This window comes from Candidatus Deferrimicrobiaceae bacterium (genome assembly GCA_036504035.1).
GTDB lineage: Bacteria > Desulfobacterota > Deferrimicrobia > Deferrimicrobiales > Deferrimicrobiaceae > JANXPS01.
On sequence record DASXVV010000012.1, the window covers coordinates 63,120 to 80,629 of the forward strand.

The window sequence follows — 17,510 nt, forward strand, 5'->3', positions numbered from 1 at the left end:
GCTTTCCTGAACCTGACCCTTTGCTACTTCTTGCCCGTCGTGAAGCTGAACGTCAGGGCGGCCGCGGTCGGGTTCCCCGCCAGGTCCTTCACCGCACCCGCGGGCACCGTCACCGTATATTTCGTCAAAGCGATAAGCTGGGCTCCCGTCGAGGCGAGCCGGACCTGCAGGACGGCCGGGTTCGTCGTGCTCACCGCTGCCGTTATGGCCACCGGGACCGTCTGGTTCTTGTTGTTGACGTAGGTCAGCGTGATTCCGCCGACGTTGTTCCCCTTCGCGATGCTCTCGCTGAACGTGATCGCGATCGATACGCCGCGGGAAACCGCTGTCGCCAGATTTGCAGGGTCTGTGGCGACCTTCGACGGTGCCACCGTGTCGATCTTGATCGGCTGGGCGTTAAACCCGAAGTTGTACGCATAATCCATGGCGCGGTAGTAGAGCGTGGTTGCCCCCGGGATGGAGTAGACGAAGGGGTAGGCGTAGCCCGTCCAGGTGACGTTGTCCAAGGAATATCCCTTGGAAAGGATCCCGCTGATGCTGTCGGTTCCCGACAGCGTGACCGTGACGGCGGACCGGTACCAGCCGTTGTCGCCGGTCGTGCCGGTGAGGACGATCGAGGCCTGTGGCGGCGTCTGGTCGACCCTGTAAAGCCGCGTTTGCACCGTCTCGAAGTTGCCCGCCTTGTCCACGGAACGGTAACGCAGATTGCTCTCCCCCTCGTGGGGGTAGGTAAAGGGGCCGGTGTACATCGTCCAGTTGACCCCGTCCCAGCTGTACTCGGTGTAATCCACACCGGTGCCGGTCAAGGTGTTGTCGATCCCGTAATCCGTCGCGGAGAGTGTCACCGTCGGAGGCGTCGGGTACCAGCCATTGGCGGCGTGGTTTCCGATGACGATACAGGAAGTGAAAGGGGGACGGGCGTCGAGCTCGTCGGCCCCTATGTCGACGATCGCATTCGCGGAAAGCGCGTGCCCTTGCTGGATCCGGGCCTCGCCGTCGATGTCCTCTGTTGCGGAAACGTACGTGTTGTCTCCCGCATCGACGCAGGGCGACGTCGTCTTGATGTGGTAATCGCCACCTTCCGGGTCGATGAAGAGCGGGTCTGCCGAGATGTTCCCCAAATCGGGGAAGGGACCCCAATTGGCCCCGGGATAATAGTAATAATCGGCGGCGCTGTTTCCGAAGATATTGTTGTTGAAGGGCCTGACCGCCCGCATGTCGGACCGTTGGAGTCCGTAGAGGTTGAAGGCGATGATGTTGTTCGCCGCCGTCGGGTTGCCGTATCCGCTGGAGATTCCCGCCCCCTGGTTCGACACGATCGTGTTGTTGACGATGACCGGATTGTCCGAATATCCGGTGCGGATGCCGGTACCGTTATTCCGCACGATGACGTTGTTGTGGATCAGCGTCCGGGAGTAGCTCTCGGAACAGATGCCGGCACCGTACTGGACACTGCCTTCGTTGCCCTCGATCCGGTTGTAACCGATTGTCGCGTAGCCACCGAAGTAAGTTCCGGCATAGACCAGGTAGATCCCGGCGCCGTTCAACGCGTTGTTGCCTTCGATCACGTTGCCCTCGATCACTGCGGGAGAGTTCCCGATGTAGATTCCCCCGCCGCTCGAGGCCAGATTGCCGGTGATGATGTTATGGGTGGCGATGAGCGTCGCGTTGTCACAGTAGATGCCGCCCCCGAACGTGTTGCCCGCCATCGTCCCGTTGCCATTGCGGATGGTGAAGCCGTCAAGGATGTTGTTCCCGGAACCGGCATTCCGGATCGAGAAGACGCTGGCAAAGGTCGTCCCGGGGATGTTGTCTCCGGACACGACCGTCGGATTGTTTTCCGGATCCCTAAAATTACGTCCCGTCTCGATGCCCGCGAACCCGCCGTAGAGCGCTACGCCGTCCTTCATAACGACATTCTCGACGTAGAGCCCCTGTTTCACCCACACCTCGTCGCCGGGGGCGGCGGCATCGACTCCGGCCTGGACGTTGCTGAATGCCGTCTGCCACGAGAGGCCGTCGTTGCCCGGAACGGCGTTATTGTCGACGTACCGAGTCGTGGCCGACGCGATGTTCGCGAGGGCCATGCTCAGGAGCAGCGCGGCTAACATCGAGCCAAGGATAGTTCTCGTCTTCACGGAATTCCTCCTCTTTGCGGCTGTTTTTTTACGACTGTTTGGTGCGGGCACATCGTTTCTGCCAGTGAAGGCGGACGGCTGCCTTGGCAGAAAAGCGGGGATTGAGGCATAAACCTGTGGGGTAAAGTGGGGACATGCTATACGACGAAATTACAAAAATCAATAGATAGCAACAATCCTATTATTGGAAAAGGGATCACGAGCATGATCCGGAACAGGGTGCGGGCCGGCGGAAAGAAAAAGGGGCCGGGCGATGATCGCCCGGCCCCTGTCATTTCAATGGTGGCTTCTCCCAGAGTTGAACTGGGGACACGAGGATTTTCAGTCCTCTGCTCTACCAACTGAGCTAAGAAGCCACCTGCGCAAAGAAACCGGAATTATAGGTCGTTCCCTTGTTCCTTGTCAAGCGGCTGAGCCGGGGGCATGGCCGGATCGATCCGGGCCGCAGGGGCGCCGCTGGGCTGCCGGTCGACCCGGACGACCAGCGTGTGGCAGATCCGGTCGTGCAGCCCCTGCTTGCGCGGGTCGAACGCCGCGGGGATGAACATGATGCCGAGCGGGATGTTGGACAAAAGGACGATGGCGAGCCCCGCCACCCAGTCGATCGCGTCCTGCAGGTAGTTCATGATCGAGAGGACCGAGGAGATCTTCGAGAGCACGAACTGGATGACGATCATCGCGATGAGGAGCAGGAAGAGCAGAACGAAGACGAGCACCGAGCCGAAGACGATCTCGACCATCCAGCGTCGGAACGCCTGCCAGTAGTTGAGCGGCGAGCCGTCGACGTTGATCACCCGGACGCCCATGGCCATTTTCCCGAAGGTCTGGCCGTGGGAGCCGTGCATGTAGGTGAAGTAGAAGATCGGGAAGCTGAAGAGAAACAGCCCGCGAAGGACGCTGATCGCGGACAGGGCCGCCTCGCCGGCCGAGGATGCATCGACGGTGATGGGGGGGAGGAAGCCGGCCTTCGCCCCGAGCTGGTTGACGAGATAGAACAGGTAATAGGCGGTGATGATGGCGAAAAAATCGATGATGCGCGCGGCGGCTCTGATCCAGAACCCCGCATACCCGTTTTGGTGCATGGCGATCTCGCCCCTCATTCGTTTTCGAACTCGTATGTTACCATGCCCAGCGCCGTCACGGCGGCGGTCTCGACCCTGAGGATGCGGCTTCCCAGGCCCGCCCGGACGAAGCCCGCGGCCTCGGCCTCCCGGACCTCGTCCTCGGAGAAGCCCCCTTCGGGGCCGATCAGCAGGGCGATGCTCCCCGGGGCCGCCATCATCCCCAGCACGCGCTTGAGCCCGAACGACCCCACGCCCTCGTAGAATACAACCCGCCCGTCGCACCCGGCGCCGATCCGGAGCGCATCGGCGTAGGGGAGGATGCCCTCGACCCGCGGGACCCGGCCCGAGCCGCACTGCTTCGCGGCCGCGAGCGCGATCCGCTCCCACCGGAGCAGCCGTTTCTTCTGGTCCTGCGCGTCGAGGCGCGGGATCGTGCGGGAAGAGCGGAAGACAACGACGCGTGAGCATCCCAGCTCGGTCGCCTTCTCGAGGATGAAGTCCATCTTGTCGGCCTTTGGCATGCCGACCATCAACGTGATCGCGACCGACGGCGGCGGCTCGGGGGGCGATGTCTCGAGAATCTCGGCGCGGATCGAGCCGGAGGTCGCCTCGAGGATGCGCATCCGGTAGCGGGTGCCGTCCTCGTCGAAAGCGTGGAATGCGTCTCCGGCCCGCAGGCGAAGCGACTTGAGCATGTGCCCCGCCTCGGTACCGGTCAGGATCGCGGTGTCTTCGGAGATGTTCTTCCGGTCGACGAAGAAGGTGGGCACGGTCTCTGTTTCCGCGGGGCTACCTGGAAAGCAGCAGGGCGGCCCACTGGCCGGACCGGCGCTCTTCGACCAGTTTCGCCCCCTCGGCCTCGAACTCTTCGCGGACCATGCCGCTCTTTTCGTCGAGGATGCCGGAGAGCAGCACCCTGCCGCCGGGGGCCAGGCGGGCCAGCAGCGCCTGTTTCATGTCGATGAGGATCTCGGCGATGATGTTGGCGATGACGAGGTCGAACGTGCCCTCCGCCTCCTGGACCGGGGTCGCTGCGGCGCGGAAAACGTCCTGCACGCCGTTGACGGTCGCGTTCTCGACGCAGACCTCGACGGCGAGCGGGTCGTTGTCGAGGCCGAGCACTTCGGTGGCGCCCAGCTTGGCGGTGGCGATCCCGAGGATGCCGGTGCCGGTGCCGACATCGAGCACGCGGCGGGGGCGGACCTCGCCGCTGTAGAGGTCGTCAATGATCTGGAGGCACATCTGGGTGGTCTCGTGCGTTCCTGTGCCGAACGCCTGGCCGGGGTCGATGATGAGGATGGTCTCGCCGGAAGCGGCCTCGTAGGCCTCCCACGAGGGGCGGATCACCAGTCGGCGGGATACGCTGACCGGCTTGAAGTGCTCCTTCCATTTCTCGGCCCAGCCGGTGTCGGTGATCTCGGTGGCCCCGCCGAACCTGGCGACGTCCTTGCCGAACGATTCCTCGAGCACGGGGATGAATGCGAGCAGCTCGGCCTTGAGGGCATGCAGGTCGGTGTCCGCCGGGAAGTAGGCGGTGAGCTTGGCGATCTCGGGCGGCGGCGGGATGGGATCGGCCGGGTCGCCTTCGGGGCTGAGGATCTGCTCGTCGTGCGCGGTGCCGATGGAGCCGCAGTCGACGAGGAAGCGGGTCAGGGCGTCGATGGCCTCGCGGCGCGTTTCGACGGAGAACGATTTCCATTTAGTCATAGGGGAAGAGATTGTAGTCCTCCCGGGCGTAAAAGTATACGGGGGAGCGGCTTTACGTTAATATGAAGGGCAATCGGCAAAAGGACCGACCCCCTCTTATGGATTCTTCAACCCGACGCCTCCTCTCCCTCGCCGACGCCCTCAAGCCGGACGCCGTCCGGATGCTGCGAAACATCACCGCGTTCGCCGAACTGCCGCTCGAGGAGGTGCGCACCGCCGCGACGCTCTCCACGTTCCTTGAGGGGCGGGGGTTCCGCGTCGAGCGGGGCATCGCCGGCATGAAGAGCGCCTTCCGCGCCACCTACGTCTTCGGGAAAGGAAAGCCCGCCGTCGCCTTCCTGTGCGAGATGGACGCGCTGCCCGGGCTGGGGCACGCCTGCGGGCACAACATCGTCGGCGTCGCGTCGGCTTGCGCCGCGGCCACGGTCGCCGAATTCGGGCGGGAGCGCTTCAAGTCGGGCCGGGTGATCGCCCTGGGCACCCCGGCCGAGGAAACGGGGTACGGAAAGGCGAAGCTGATCGAGGAGGGGATCTTCAAGGGCGTCGACGCGGCGATGATGGTCCACCCGTCCTCGCGCCGGCACGTCGCGAAGGGCTACCTCGCGCTCCACCGGCTGCGCTTCACCTACCACGGCCGCGCGTCGCACGCGGCGGCCTACCCCGAATACGGCGTCAACGCGCTCGACGGCGTGCTGCTGCTGTTCCAGTCGATCGGGATGCTGCGCCAGCAACTGAAGGACACCGTCCGGGTTCACGGCATCGTCACCGACGGGGGCAAGGCCCCCAACATCATTCCCGAGCGGGCGCAGGCCTATTTCTATGTGCGGGGCGAAAACGACCGCGACCTGGCCGAGGCGGTCGAGAAGGTGATGGCGTGCGCCGAGGGCGCCGCGACGGCGACCGGGTGCCGCCTCGAGGCCGAGCCGGGCGTCTACCGGCTTTCGGCGATGGCGGTCAATCCGGTGATCGCGACCTCCTACCGCAAGGCGATCGCGCTGCTCGGCCTGCAAGAAAGCGAAGCGCCGACCGACAAGAACCGCGGGTCGTCCGACATCGGGAACGTCTCGCGCATCCTGCCCACCATCCAGCCCAACATCCCCATCTCCGACGGGGAGCGGGTCGAGATCCACACCCGCCCCTTCGAGAAGGCCACCTGCTCGCCCTCGGGCATCGCCGGCATGATGGAAGGCATCCGCGCGATGTCGATCACCGCCGCCGACCTGTTCGCCGATCCCGACCGCGTCCGGGACGCATGGAAGGCGTTCAGGGGACGTCCCGTCTAGGCGGGCGGCGGCCTCAATTACGTAATTTGTATTTCCATATTGGTAATCCCCGCCGTTCCTCCGCCGCGGGAACGTCTTTCGGCCCCCGGGCCGCCGATCGCAAATAACCAAACATTATCGAATGCTTGAAGGAATATCCGCCGCCGCCCCCTTTTTGCGCGATTCGTGGCACGCTGCGTGATTGCCTGAACCTTCGGGCGAAGCAAGAACGCCCCCTACAGAAGAGATGCGAAAATGAGAGAACATCGGTTCCGGAATTCCCTGGTCGTAGCCCTTTTCCTGATCCCCCTTCTCGCGGCAAGCTCCGCGAAGGCGGAGATCCGGACCATCTCGTGGAGCCCGGTGACGCAATACACCGACAATTCCACGATCCCCACCGGGGTCGGCATCGACTACACGGTCTACTGGACGACCGACAACACGCTTGCGACGGCCTCCCTCAAATCCATTGCGGACAACGTGGCGACGACGTCGGCCACGTTCGACCCCGATCTCAAGGGCATGGTTCGTCAAACGACCGTCTACTTCACGATCAAGACCGTCCTGAGCGACGGGATGGAATCGCTGCTGGCGCCCGCGTTCGCTTGGCTGGTTCCCGCCGCGACGCCCGTGCCGCCTCCGCCGCCGACGCTTACGGGGATTTCGATCAGCGGTCCTTCCTCTGTCAACGAAGGGACGACGGGCGCCTACTCGGCGACGGCGACCTGGAGCGACAACACGACGACGTCGGTCACGCCGGGCTGGAGCGTGACCGGAACGGGCGCCACGATCGGAAGCACGGGCGTGCTGACGGCCGGGAACGTGACGGCGAACCAGAGCGTGACGGTCACGGCGAGCTATACGGGCGGGGGCGTGACGAAGAGCGCGTCAAAGGCGGTCACGATCGCCTACGTCGCGCCGACGCTGACGGGGATTTCAATCAGCGGTCCTTCCTCTGTCAACGAAGGGACGACGGGCGCCTACTCGGCGACGGCGACCTGGAGCGACACCACGACGACGGTGGTCGTGCCAACGTGGAGCGTGACCGGAACGGGCGCGACGATCGGCAGCACGGGCGTGCTGACGGCCGGGAACGTGACGGCGAACCAGAGCGTGACGGTCACGGCGAGCTATACGGGCGGGGGCGTGACGAAGAGCGCGTCGAAGGCGGTCACGATCGCCTATGTCGCGCCGACGCTGACGGGCCTGACGATCAGCGGCCCGGCGTCGGTCAACGGCGGGGCGACGGGCGCTTACACGGCGACGGCGACCTGGAGCGACACCACGACGACGGTGGTCGTGCCAACGTGGAGCGTGACCGGAACGGGCGCGACGATCGGCAGCACGGGCGTGCTGACCGCCGGGAAAGTGACGGCAAGCCAGGCCGTGACGGTGACGGCGAGCTATGTCGGAGGCGGCGTGACGAAGACGGCCTCGCAGGCGGTCACGATCGCCTATGTCGCGCCGACGCTGACGGGCCTGACGATCAGCGGCCCGGCGTCGGTCAACGAGGGGACGACGGTCACGTACACGGCGACGGCGACCTGGAGCGACAACACGGCGACGCCGGTGACGCCGACATGGAGCGTGACGACGACCTACGCGACGATCAGCAGCGCGGGCGTGCTGACCGCAGGAACGGTGACGGCGAACCAGGCCGTGACGGTGAGCGCGAGCTACGTGGGGGGCGGCGTGACGAAGACGGCCTCGCAGGCGGTCACAGTCGTCAACGTGGCCAGCCGCACGCCGGCGACGCCCGTCATCAACGGGGTCGGCCCGTAGCCAGGGCGGCTTCCAGGCTGGGCGGGACGGCTTAGGCGAGCACGACGATCGTGACGCCGTCCCCGCCCTGCTCGCGGGGGGCGGGAAGAAACCGCTTGGCGTAGGGCGAGTTCCTGAGGTGGCGCCGGACGCCGGCCTTCAGTGCGCCGGTGCCGTGGCCGTGGATGATGAAAGCGTGGTTCGCGTGCGCCATGGCGAGCCGATCGAGGAAGGCGTCGATCTCGGGCAATGCGTCGTCGACGTAGGCGCCGCGCAGGTCGATCGTGTTGTCGGCCGTCTGTGGAAAGATGTCTCCGGAAAGCCCGTCGACGCCCCCGGTGCTCCCGCCTGAAGGACGCTGGCGCGCGGAAGGGGCGGCAACGGGTGCGGGGAAGACGCGGAGCTGGTCGCGCCCGATCCGCACCTTCATCCCCCCTGCGTTGACCTCGACCTCGCGGTCTCCGGGCGAAACCACCGAGGCGACCTCGCCTTCCTTCTTCAACGACAGGACGAAGACCTTCCGGCCTTGAGGCAGCACCGTGTCGGGGGCGACGGGCATCGTCCTGCTGATGTTCGCGCGCAGCACCGGGTCTTCGCTCTCCGCGACGGCCGCCTTCTCCTTCCACTCCCGCAGGACGGTCTGCGCCTTGCGCACCGTCTCGATCTTGCGATCCTTGCGCAATTCTTCCGTGACCGACCGCATCTGCGCCTCGGCCTTGCGGACTTCCTCCCGGATCCGGTCGCGCGCCTTCGACAGCGCCTTCGATTCGTCGTCCCGCGCCTTGGCCCGGTCGGCGTCGAACTTCCGCTTCGCCTCCTCGGCTTCCCGCCGCCGGACGGCCAGCTCGGCCGCCTCGGCCCGCATTTTCGCCCGCTCGAGGTCGAGCTGGTCGAGCACCTCGGCGAGCTTCTGCCCCTCGGCCGAAAGGTAGGTCGCCGCACGCGCAAGCACCTCCTCCGGGAATCCGAGCCCCCGGGCGATCTCCATCCCCATGCTCCGCCCCGGGATGCCGATGCGCAGGCGATAGGTGGGGCGAAGATGCTCGGGATCGAATTCCATCGAGCCGTTCTCGAACCGCTTGTCCTGGAATGCGATCGCCTTCAGCTCCTCGAAGTGGGTGGTGGCGACCACGCGCACGTCGCGGTCGGCCAGCGCCTCGAGAAACGCCCGGGCGATCGCGGCGCCTTCCCGCGGGTCGGTTCCGGAAACGACTTCGTCCAGCAGCACCAGCGAGCCGGGACCGGATTCGGAGAGGATGCCGTTGAGCCGCCGGATGTGGGCGGAGAAGGTGGACAGGTCCTGCTCGACGCTCTGCTCGTCGCCCACCGCGACGAAGAGGTGCGGAAAGATCGAGACGGTCGATTCGCCCTCGGCGGGGATCGACAACCCCGCCATCGCCATCAACGTGAGGGTTCCCAGCGTCTTCAGCGCCACCGTCTTGCCGCCGGCGTTGGGGCCGGTCAGGACGAGGCACTGGTACGGCCGCCCCAGCCGGATGTCGTTGGGCACGACGACCTTCTTTCCGAGCACCATCAGCGGGTGGCGCGCCGAGACGAGCGCCGTTTCCCCGCCGTCTGTGACCGTTGGTTCGGCCGCCGCCATCTCTTCGGCGAGCAGCGCGCGGGCCTGGATGAAGTCGAGCGCGGCGAGTGCGTCACGGCACTCGAGAAGCTCCTCGCCCTTGCACGCCACGGAAGCGGTCAGCTCGGCCAGGATGCGGGCGACCTCCCGGTCGACCTCGATCTCGGCCATCTTCACTTCGTTGTTGAGGTGGACCAGCTCCTCGGGCTCGAAGAAGATCGTCTGCCCGCTCTGCGAAGTGTCGTGGACGATGCCCTGGAAAAGGCCCTTGGCTGCCGTCTTGAACGGGATGACCACGCGGCCGGATCGCAGCGTCGTATACGATTCCTGGACGTGGCGCTGGTATCTCGGGCTGGTCGCGATCTCGTTGGCCTTCTCCTGCAGCCGGAGGCGCACCGAGGCCAGTCGCTGGCGCAACTTCCCCAGCGTGGCGGAGGCGCGGTCGAGAACCAGGCCCGCGGGATCGATCTTCCAGTCGATCTCCTCGGCCAGCTCGCGAAGGGGGGGCAAGGCGTTGGCGTAACGGGAGAGACGCGGATAGCGCCCTTTTCGCTCGTCGAAGAATTTGCGGATCCGCTCCCCGTTGCGGGCGGTCTTTCCGATCTGAAGCAGGTCGGCGGGCGACAGGACGGCGCCCTTGTGCGCCTGCTCGACCTGGGAACCGATTTCGGACAGGCCTTCGAGCGGCAGCGGGTTTTCGGCGAGGACCAGCTTCCGGGCGTCGCGGTTCTCTTCGAGCGAGGCGCGGATCAGGTCGAGATCGACGAACGGCGTCAGGGCGGCGCACCGATCCCGGCCGGGCCCGGAGGACGCGTGGGCGCAAAGCCGCGCCACGATCTTTTCCCATTCGAGCGCGGCGAGGGCCGATGTGAGCGATGGAGGCGACACGGGTTCATGGTAGCATAGGCGTTTCAATCCACTGAAGAGGCCCCGTTTGGCCGTCCTGACCGGCATCCACATCGTCCTGTTCTGGCTTTCGCTCGCCGCCTACGTAGCCGAGGCCGGCCTCCGGTTGGGCGGTGTCGTGCCGAAGTCGTCGCTGCGATCCGCGCTGTTCGGCGGCGTCGTGCTGCATGCCCTGTTTCTCGCGATCCGCTGGTGGATCTCCGGGCATGCCCCGATGGCGGGGCTGTTCGAATCGCTGACCGTGTTTTCCTTCTGCTCCGCCGTCGCCGGATTGCTTCTTTGCCGCGGTGAGGCGCTGCGCCCCGCGTGGCGCCCCCTGTCGATCCTCGTGCTGCTGCCGCAGGTTGCGGCGGCGCTGCTCGACAAGGGGACGAGCCCCCTCTTCCCGGCGCTCGACACCCCCTGGTTCGCCACCCACGTCGGCCTCTCGTTTTTGGGCTACGGATTCTTCGCCGTCGGCTTCGCGCTCGCGTGGGTCTACCTGCGCAACGGCGACGACGCGGTCTATCGCGCCGGATCGCTCTCCGCGCTCTACGGCTTCTCCGCCTTCTCGGCCGGGATGGTGTGCGGCGGCATCTGGGCCTACTACGCCTGGGGCTCCTACTGGATCTGGACGCCCAAGGAGATCTGGTCGGTCGTGCTTTGGCTCTACTTCGCCGCGCTGACCCACCTCAAGTACATCCCGGTCCAGCCCGGCTGGCCCGGCTGGACGCGCCGCCTCGAGATGTGGGCCACGGTCGGCGGCTACGCGGTCATGCTCCTCACCTTCCTCGGCGTCTCGCTGCTGCTGCGCAGCTCCCACTCGATGCGATGAAGCGGATGCCCCGAAATTCCTTCGCTCCGGGGCGGGGGCCGTTCACTCCGTGGGCAGCCGCAACACTTCTATCCACCGGCACCCGCCAACCGGCTCACGCTCGGACCTCCTGTCCTCGCTGCCGCCGGCGGCCTGCGCTCACTTCCGGCGCCATCCATGGCGCCTCTTCCTCGCTATCCGCTCGGCGTTCGCTCCGGAGCTCGAATCCCCGATTCATATCTCTTCGGACGGATTCTCGCTCCCCATCCCCTTCCGCTACGGAAGGCGAGGGCATCCGGTGTGGGTTTGTGCGACGTGCCGGAAGCCTGTGGAGTTGTCCCGGGAGGGCGCGATGAAAAGCCTCTGGCGGGTCTTGACGTCGCTCAAGACGTGCGCGTGGATGGGGCTGCTGTTCACCGTGTCCGGTGCGGTCGGGTCGGTCGTAATGGGGTGGTACCCCGACCTGTTCGGCGACATGGACGCGCAGGTCTTTTCGGGCTGGTGCGCGCAGAAGGGGTTCGTCGCGCCCGTCGCGACGTCGTGGCTTTACGGGCTGGTGCTGGCGACCGGGCTGCTCGCGCTCAACGCGGCGTGCTGCACCGCCGAGCGGCTGGTGCAGATCTTCCGCGGGAAGTTCAACCTGCGGCGGTTGTTGCCGCACGTCATGCACGTCGCTTTTCTCGGCGTCGTGCTGTCGCACCTCGTGAGCGCGACGAGCGGCGACCGGATCAAGGGGATCCAGGTGCCCGAGGGGCGCTTCGCGCCGGTGGGCGCGACGGGGCTGGTGCTGGGGGTCGACAAGATCCACGTCGAGATGGCGCCGCAGGGTTACCCCAAGGATTTCGGGGCGGCGGTGTCGCTCTACCGGGGCAACGCGACGGTCGCCCGCGGCTGGGTCCGGGCCAACGCGCCGCTCTTTCACGAGGGGTATGCCATTTACCTGAAGACGTTCGGTCCGACGCCGTGGGGGGCGCCGTATGCCGAGTTCGACGCCAACCGCGACCCGGGCGCGCTCCCGATCCTGCTCTCGTGCCTGCTGTTCACCGTCGCGAACCTCCTCTACCTTCTCCCCGCGAGGAAAAAAGATGACCCGACTTCGTAAGCCGCTCCCGCTGCGCCAGGGCGATTTGGTTCGCCTCGTTTCGCCCGCCGGGCCGGTCGACCGGAACAAGCTCGACCGGGGCGTCGCCCGGCTGTCCGCCGCCGGATACGCGGTCGAGGTGCCCGACGGCGTTTACGAGAATGGCGGCTATCTCGCAGGAGACGATGCCCATCGCGCGGCGCAGGTCAACGACGCGCTGGCGGCGCCCGGCGTGCGCGCCGTCGTGGCGGCGCGGGGCGGCTTCGGCACGACGCGTCTCATGCCGCGGATCGACTGGAAACGGGCCACGGCGGCGCGCCGGCTCGTCGTCGGCTACAGCGACCTGTCCGCGATCCTGTCGTACCTGGCGACGCGGCTCAAGGTCCCCGCGATCCACGGGCCGATGCCGGCGGCCGACCTCGCCAACCGTTTCGACGCGGAGGCGCTCGACGCCTTCGTCCGGCTGGCGGCGGGGGCGGTTTCGCCGAAAGAGGCGTGGGGGCTGCCGTGCGAGCGGCTGCGCGGCGGCGCCGCGGAGGGCATCCTGTCCGGCGGCTGCCTGTCGGTGCTGACGTCGCTTTTGGGCACGCCGTACGTCCCCGATTTCCGGGGGGCGCTCCTGTTTCTCGAAGACGTGGGCGAGCCCGCCTACCGGATCGACCGGTCGCTGACGCAGTGGCTCCAGTCCGGTCGCTGGTCCGGCGTGCAGGGGATCGTCGTGGGACGGACGGCGCCGGTCAAGGGCGAGTCCGAAGACGACCTCCGTCGGCTGTTCGCCGGGGCCGCGAAGACGCTGGGCGTCCCTTGCTGGTACGGCTTTCCCGCCGGCCACGAAGGGCCGAACTATGCGCTTCCGTTCGGCGTGCCGGCCCGGATCGACACGAAGGGCCGCCTTTTCCTGTGCGAGTCGCCGGTGGCCGATCGATGATCGTCGCCGCCGGGGATCGCGAGCCCCGCTTCGACCGCGCGCTGGCGCTGCTCGACCAGGGCACCGAAGCGCGCGCCTGGTCGGCGGCGGTGCTGCTGGCCGCGAAGGGCGACGAGCTGCTGCTGCACGCGGCCGCGGGCGGCGCCCGCCCCGATTCGATCTTCGACGTGGCTTCGCTCACCAAGCCGGTGACGGCGACGCTGTTCCACGCGCTCGTCGAGGACGGGAAGCTGCCGCAGGACGGCGTCGTGCACGAGACCGTGCCGCTCCGCTTCTCCGACCCGGCCGGCGAAACGGTCCGGTTTTCCCAATTGCTGTCGCACACCGCGGGGCTGGCCGCCTGGCGGCCGTTCTTCGATGACCTGCGCGCCGAGGAGATGCTCGAGAACCGCACGCTGACCGGGACGGCCGAAGGGCACGACCGGATCATCCGGGCGGTGCTCGACTCCCGGATCGAGGCGCCGCCGGGCACGAAGTGGCTCTACAGCGACCTGGGGTTCATCGTCCTCGGGCGCGCGCTCGAGCTGGCGGCGTTCGAGCCGCTCGACCGGCTGCTCGCGCGGCGGCTCGCCGGACCGCTCGGCATGGCCGACACCGGCTATCTGCCGCTCGAGCGGCAGCCCGAGGATGCGGCGCTCCGAATCGTCCCCACCGGCTGGTCCGACGCCCGCGAGATCGAGAAGGTCGGCCAGGTCGACGACGAGAACGCGGCCGCGATGGGGGGCGTCGCCGGGCACGCGGGGGTTTTCTCGACCGCGCCCGACCTGCTCCGCTTTTCCCGCGAGATCCTGCGCGCCCGCAAGGGGGAAGGGCGGGTGCTGCACCGTCCCTCGGCGCTGTCGATGTGCGAACGCGTGTCCCAGCCGCCCGGCTGTCCCCGGACGCGGGGCTGGGACACTCCCGAGCCGTCGTCGCAGGCCGGCACGCTGTTTTCCCCGCATTCGATCGGACATTTGGGCTACACCGGCTGTTCGCTCTGGATCGACCTCGACCGGGAGATCACGGTCGTCCTATTGACCAACCGGGTCGTCTTCGGCCCCGACAACCGGCTGATCCGCAACTTCCGGCCCGGAATTCACGACGCCGTCATGGAGGGCATCATCCGTTGAAGAACATCCACGTGATCGCCGCATGCGGGGTGGGCATGGCTTCCCTTGCCGGCATGCTCCAGGAAAAGGGGTTCCGCGTTACCGGCTCCGATAACGACGTCTATCCCCCGATGAGCACCCAGCTCGAGAAGCTCGGCATCCGGCTGTCCTCTCCATACAGGGCGGAAAACATTCCGTCCGACGCCGAGCTCGTCGTCGTGGGCAACGCGGTGTCGCGCGACAATCCCGAGTGCGTCGAGGCGGTCCGGCGCGGCCTGCCGCTGCTGTCGATGCCGCAGGCGCTCGCCGAATATTTCATCGAGGGGCGCGAATCGCTCGTCGTCGCCGGCACGCACGGCAAGACCACGACGACGTCGCTGGCCGCCTGGACGCTGTTTGCGCTGGGCGACGACCCGTCGTTCCTGGTGGGGGGCGTCCCGAGGAATTTCCCGGTCAGCTACCGGATCGGGCAGGGCCCGCGCTTCGTCGTCGAGGGCGACGAATACGACACGGCCTGGTTCGACAAGGGGCCCAAGTTCCTCCATTACCGGCCCAAGACCGTGCTGCTGACCAGCATCGAGTTCGACCACGCCGACATCTACCGCGATCTCGACCACGTCAAGGACTCGTTCCGGAAGCTGGCCCGGCTGATCCCCGAGGACGGGCTACTCGTCGCGTGCGGCGACTATCCGGACGTCGTCGAGGTGGCCGGAGAGGCGCGCTGCCCGGTCGTCTTCTATTCCGCCGCCGATGCGCCTCCGCCGCTCCCGGCCGGGGCGACGCTGCACCGGGTTACCGACCGGCGCGAGGAGGAAGGGGCCAGCGCCTTCCGGATCGATGCCGCCGGTCCCGTTTTCCGGCTCCGGCTGCCCGGCCGTCACAACGCGGCCAACGCCGCGGCCGTGTCGATCGCCCTGGTCCGCGCCGGCTTCGCCCCCGAAAAGGTCGCCGCTGCGATGGCGGGCTTCGAGGGGGTCCGCCGCCGGCAGGAGATCGTCGGCGAGTTCGGCGGCGTACTCGTCATCGACGACTTCGCCCACCACCCGACTGCCGTGCGCGAGACGGTGCGCGCGGTGCGGGGCCGCTGGCCCGGCCGCCGTGTGATCGCGGTGTTCGAGCCGCGCTCCAACACGAGCCGCCGCAACGTCTTCCAGAAAGAGTTCGCCGCCGCGCTGGCCGAGGCCGACGCGGTGATCGTCGCCGGCGTCTTCGGGGCGGGCAAGATTCCCGAGGCCGAGCGGATGTCGCCCGAGCAGCTGGCGTCCTCGGTGCGGGCGTTGGGACGGGAGGCGTCGTTCGTGGCCGAGGTCGACGACATCGTGAAACGCCTTGCGGAAAATTGCCGACCCGGCGATTTGGTACTCGTGATGTCCAACGGCGGCTTCGGCGGAATCCAGCAGAAGCTGGCGGCGCAGCTGCCGTCTTGACCCCGTCTTGATCCGGAGTTGACATCGTTTTGATTTGACCTTGCCGGCGCGCGGGTGTTAGATTTGCGCCATATGCGTACCCGGGAACGGACTACCTGCGTTTTCCTCTGTCTCGTCGTATGTTGGGCGTTTTTCGCCCTGCCTTCGGCTTTCGCCGCCGATGCCTTCCAACCGCAACCTCGCCGCATCGCCATCGCTCCCTTCGCCGTGATCGGCCAGGACGACGTGCGCCCCGTGGCCGCCCTGCTGCCGCGGCTGCTCGCCTCCCGGCTGATGGCGCTCGCGGGCGTTGACGCGCCGGTGCTTCCGGCCTCCGACAAGCCGGCGGCCGAGGCCGCCCGCGAGGCCGACGCCCCGTTGTTGCTCCAGGGCACCGTCGCGCGGCTTGGCAAGGGCTACAGCATCGACATCGCCGCCAGCGACACGGCCTCCGGCAAGTCCGCCGGGGCGTTCTTCGCGGCCGCGGCGACCGAAGACGACATCATCCCCCAGATCGGCCGGCTGTCCGAAGAGATCTCCGAAAAGCTGTTCGGCGTGAAACCGGCCTACCGCCCGGCGCCCGCCGCGGCTGCGACTCCGGCCGCTCCCATGGCGCTGAGGGCGACCCCCGGCGCTTCGGTTGCGCCTGCATCCGGTCCAGCTCAGGCACCTGTGGCAGTCGCCCTTGCCGCCGACTGGGTCCCCGCCGCCATCAACAAGGTCTCCCAGTCCGACAAGATCCCCGACGAGCTGTTCGGCATCGTCGCGATCTCGGCCGAGCCCAACGGCGACGGCGAGGTGGTCGCCTGGGGCAAGAGCACGCTCTACTTCTACCGGGTGAAGGGGACGGCGCTCGTTCCGTGGACCCGCATCACCCGGGAGCTCAACCATCACTTCCTCAAGGTCGACGCGGTCGATCTCGATGGTGACGGCACCGACGAGATCCTGGTCACCGACCGGGTGGGCGAACGGATCGAGTCGTTCGTCCTCAAGCGCCGCGGCGACAGCTACGAGGAAGCGGCCGAGAAGATCCCTTACTACCTGACGGTCCTCGCCGACCGGAAAGGAAACCGGGTCGCGGCTGGCCAGCGGGCCGGTGTCGACACCCCCTTCCAGGGGAAGTTCGTCACCATGAACTGGACCGGCGGCAAGGATCTGTCCGAGGGCGAGCCGCTTCCGGTCGCCTCCGGCGTCCTGCCGATGTCGAGCGGCGGCATCCTGGGGCTTTCGGCCGCGAAGATCGGCGACGCCGACCGGTTCCTCTATGCGGAAGAGGCCGGGTACGTCCGGGTGCTCGACGAGGCCGGGAAGACGGTCTTCAAGGGAAAATCGAAATTCGGCTGGCCCGGCGAAGCCTTCGAGTGGGGCCCCTACAACCAGATGGAAGGCAAGCGGGCCCAGGTGACGGTGCGCGAGGCGCCCCGCGTCCTGCGCTGGAAGGCAGGCGCGCCGATGCTGCTTGCCGTCCAGATGAAGAACCCCGGCATCCTGTCCCGGATCGCGGGCAACGAGATCGAGGGAAGCCGGGTCACGCTGTTCCAGTGGGAAGACAGCGAGTTCGTCGAGCGGGCCGTCTCCAAGTACACCGATTATCAGATCACGGGGGCCGACCTGGTGTCGGCGACGGGCCTGCAACGCGGAGCGAAAGTGGTCGGATCGGTCATCGAGCAGCCGTCGGGCCTCTTCAAGGACCGGGTGAGCCGGCTGCTGCTCCTTTCCGTCGAATAATATCGTTCTACTTTGCGGTTGACACGATGATCCCCGGATGCTATCGGTAGAAACCAAACGGGGTTT

At 67.0% G+C, this 17,510-nt stretch carries 13 protein-coding genes and 1 tRNA gene; 8 read left to right on the forward strand and 6 right to left on the reverse strand.

What is annotated here, in order from left to right; all coding sequences use genetic code 11:
* Window positions 1-23: 23 nt before the first annotated feature.
* From VGK27_10640 to prmA, 5 genes are all read right to left on the reverse strand, one after another.
* Window positions 24-2,138, reverse strand: coding sequence for an Ig-like domain-containing protein (locus tag VGK27_10640; GenBank protein ID HEY3490561.1), 2,115 nt, complete (start codon window positions 2,136-2,138; stop codon window positions 24-26).
* 280 nt (window positions 2,139-2,418) lie between these two features.
* A tRNA-Phe gene (locus VGK27_10645) sits at window positions 2,419-2,494 on the reverse strand.
* A 21-nt stretch (window positions 2,495-2,515) separates the two neighbouring features.
* Window positions 2,516-3,238: an RDD family protein gene (locus tag VGK27_10650; protein HEY3490562.1), complete on the reverse strand. Its 723-nt coding sequence runs from the start codon at window positions 3,236-3,238 to the stop codon at window positions 2,516-2,518.
* On the reverse strand, window positions 3,235-3,972 hold the full coding sequence (locus VGK27_10655; protein HEY3490563.1) for an RsmE family RNA methyltransferase: 738 nt from the start codon (window positions 3,970-3,972) through the stop codon (window positions 3,235-3,237). Before VGK27_10655 ends, VGK27_10650 begins: the two co-directional genes overlap by 4 nt.
* 19 nt (window positions 3,973-3,991) lie before the next feature.
* Complete coding sequence (gene prmA, locus VGK27_10660) at window positions 3,992-4,909, reverse strand: 50S ribosomal protein L11 methyltransferase (GenBank protein ID HEY3490564.1); 918 nt, start codon at window positions 4,907-4,909, stop codon at window positions 3,992-3,994.
* 98 nt (window positions 4,910-5,007) lie between these two features.
* On the opposite strand from prmA, the gene VGK27_10665 reads away from it, so the two are divergent.
* Entirely contained in the window at window positions 5,008-6,192 is a 1,185-nt protein-coding gene (locus VGK27_10665) for a M20 family metallopeptidase (protein HEY3490565.1), read from the forward strand.
* Between the two features lie 234 nt (window positions 6,193-6,426).
* Window positions 6,427-7,953, forward strand: a complete 1,527-nt coding sequence (locus tag VGK27_10670) for a hypothetical protein (protein ID HEY3490566.1) — start codon at window positions 6,427-6,429, stop codon at window positions 7,951-7,953.
* 31 nt (window positions 7,954-7,984) lie between these two features.
* Here the strand turns inward: VGK27_10670 and VGK27_10675 are convergent, their stop codons facing one another.
* The gene (locus VGK27_10675; GenBank protein ID HEY3490567.1) at window positions 7,985-10,429 is read right to left on the reverse strand and encodes an endonuclease MutS2; all 2,445 of its coding nucleotides are present in this window, start codon (window positions 10,427-10,429) and stop codon (window positions 7,985-7,987) included.
* Between the two features lie 19 nt (window positions 10,430-10,448).
* Between VGK27_10675 and ccsA the strand changes: the two genes are divergently transcribed.
* The 6 genes from ccsA to VGK27_10705 all read left to right on the forward strand — a co-directional run bounded on the left by ccsA (window position 10,449) and on the right by VGK27_10705 (window position 17,444).
* Window positions 10,449-11,234, forward strand: a complete 786-nt coding sequence (ccsA, locus tag VGK27_10680; protein ID HEY3490568.1) for a cytochrome c biogenesis protein CcsA — start codon at window positions 10,449-10,451, stop codon at window positions 11,232-11,234.
* A 331-nt stretch (window positions 11,235-11,565) separates the two neighbouring features.
* Entirely contained in the window at window positions 11,566-12,315 is a 750-nt protein-coding gene (locus VGK27_10685; GenBank protein ID HEY3490569.1) for a cytochrome c biogenesis protein ResB, read from the forward strand.
* A complete protein-coding gene (locus VGK27_10690) occupies window positions 12,299-13,222 on the forward strand; it encodes an LD-carboxypeptidase (protein HEY3490570.1) in 924 nt (307 codons plus the stop codon). The genes VGK27_10685 and VGK27_10690 overlap by 17 nt, the downstream gene beginning before the upstream one ends.
* Window positions 13,219-14,331: a serine hydrolase domain-containing protein gene (locus VGK27_10695; protein HEY3490571.1), complete on the forward strand. Its 1,113-nt coding sequence runs from the start codon at window positions 13,219-13,221 to the stop codon at window positions 14,329-14,331. The genes VGK27_10690 and VGK27_10695 overlap by 4 nt, the downstream gene beginning before the upstream one ends.
* A complete protein-coding gene (locus VGK27_10700; GenBank protein HEY3490572.1) occupies window positions 14,328-15,737 on the forward strand; it encodes a Mur ligase domain-containing protein in 1,410 nt (469 codons plus the stop codon). The genes VGK27_10695 and VGK27_10700 overlap by 4 nt, the downstream gene beginning before the upstream one ends.
* A gap of 63 nt (window positions 15,738-15,800) precedes the next feature.
* Window positions 15,801-17,444, forward strand: coding sequence for a VCBS repeat-containing protein (locus VGK27_10705; protein ID HEY3490573.1), 1,644 nt, complete (start codon window positions 15,801-15,803; stop codon window positions 17,442-17,444).
* The last annotated feature ends 66 nt before the right edge of the window (window positions 17,445-17,510 follow it).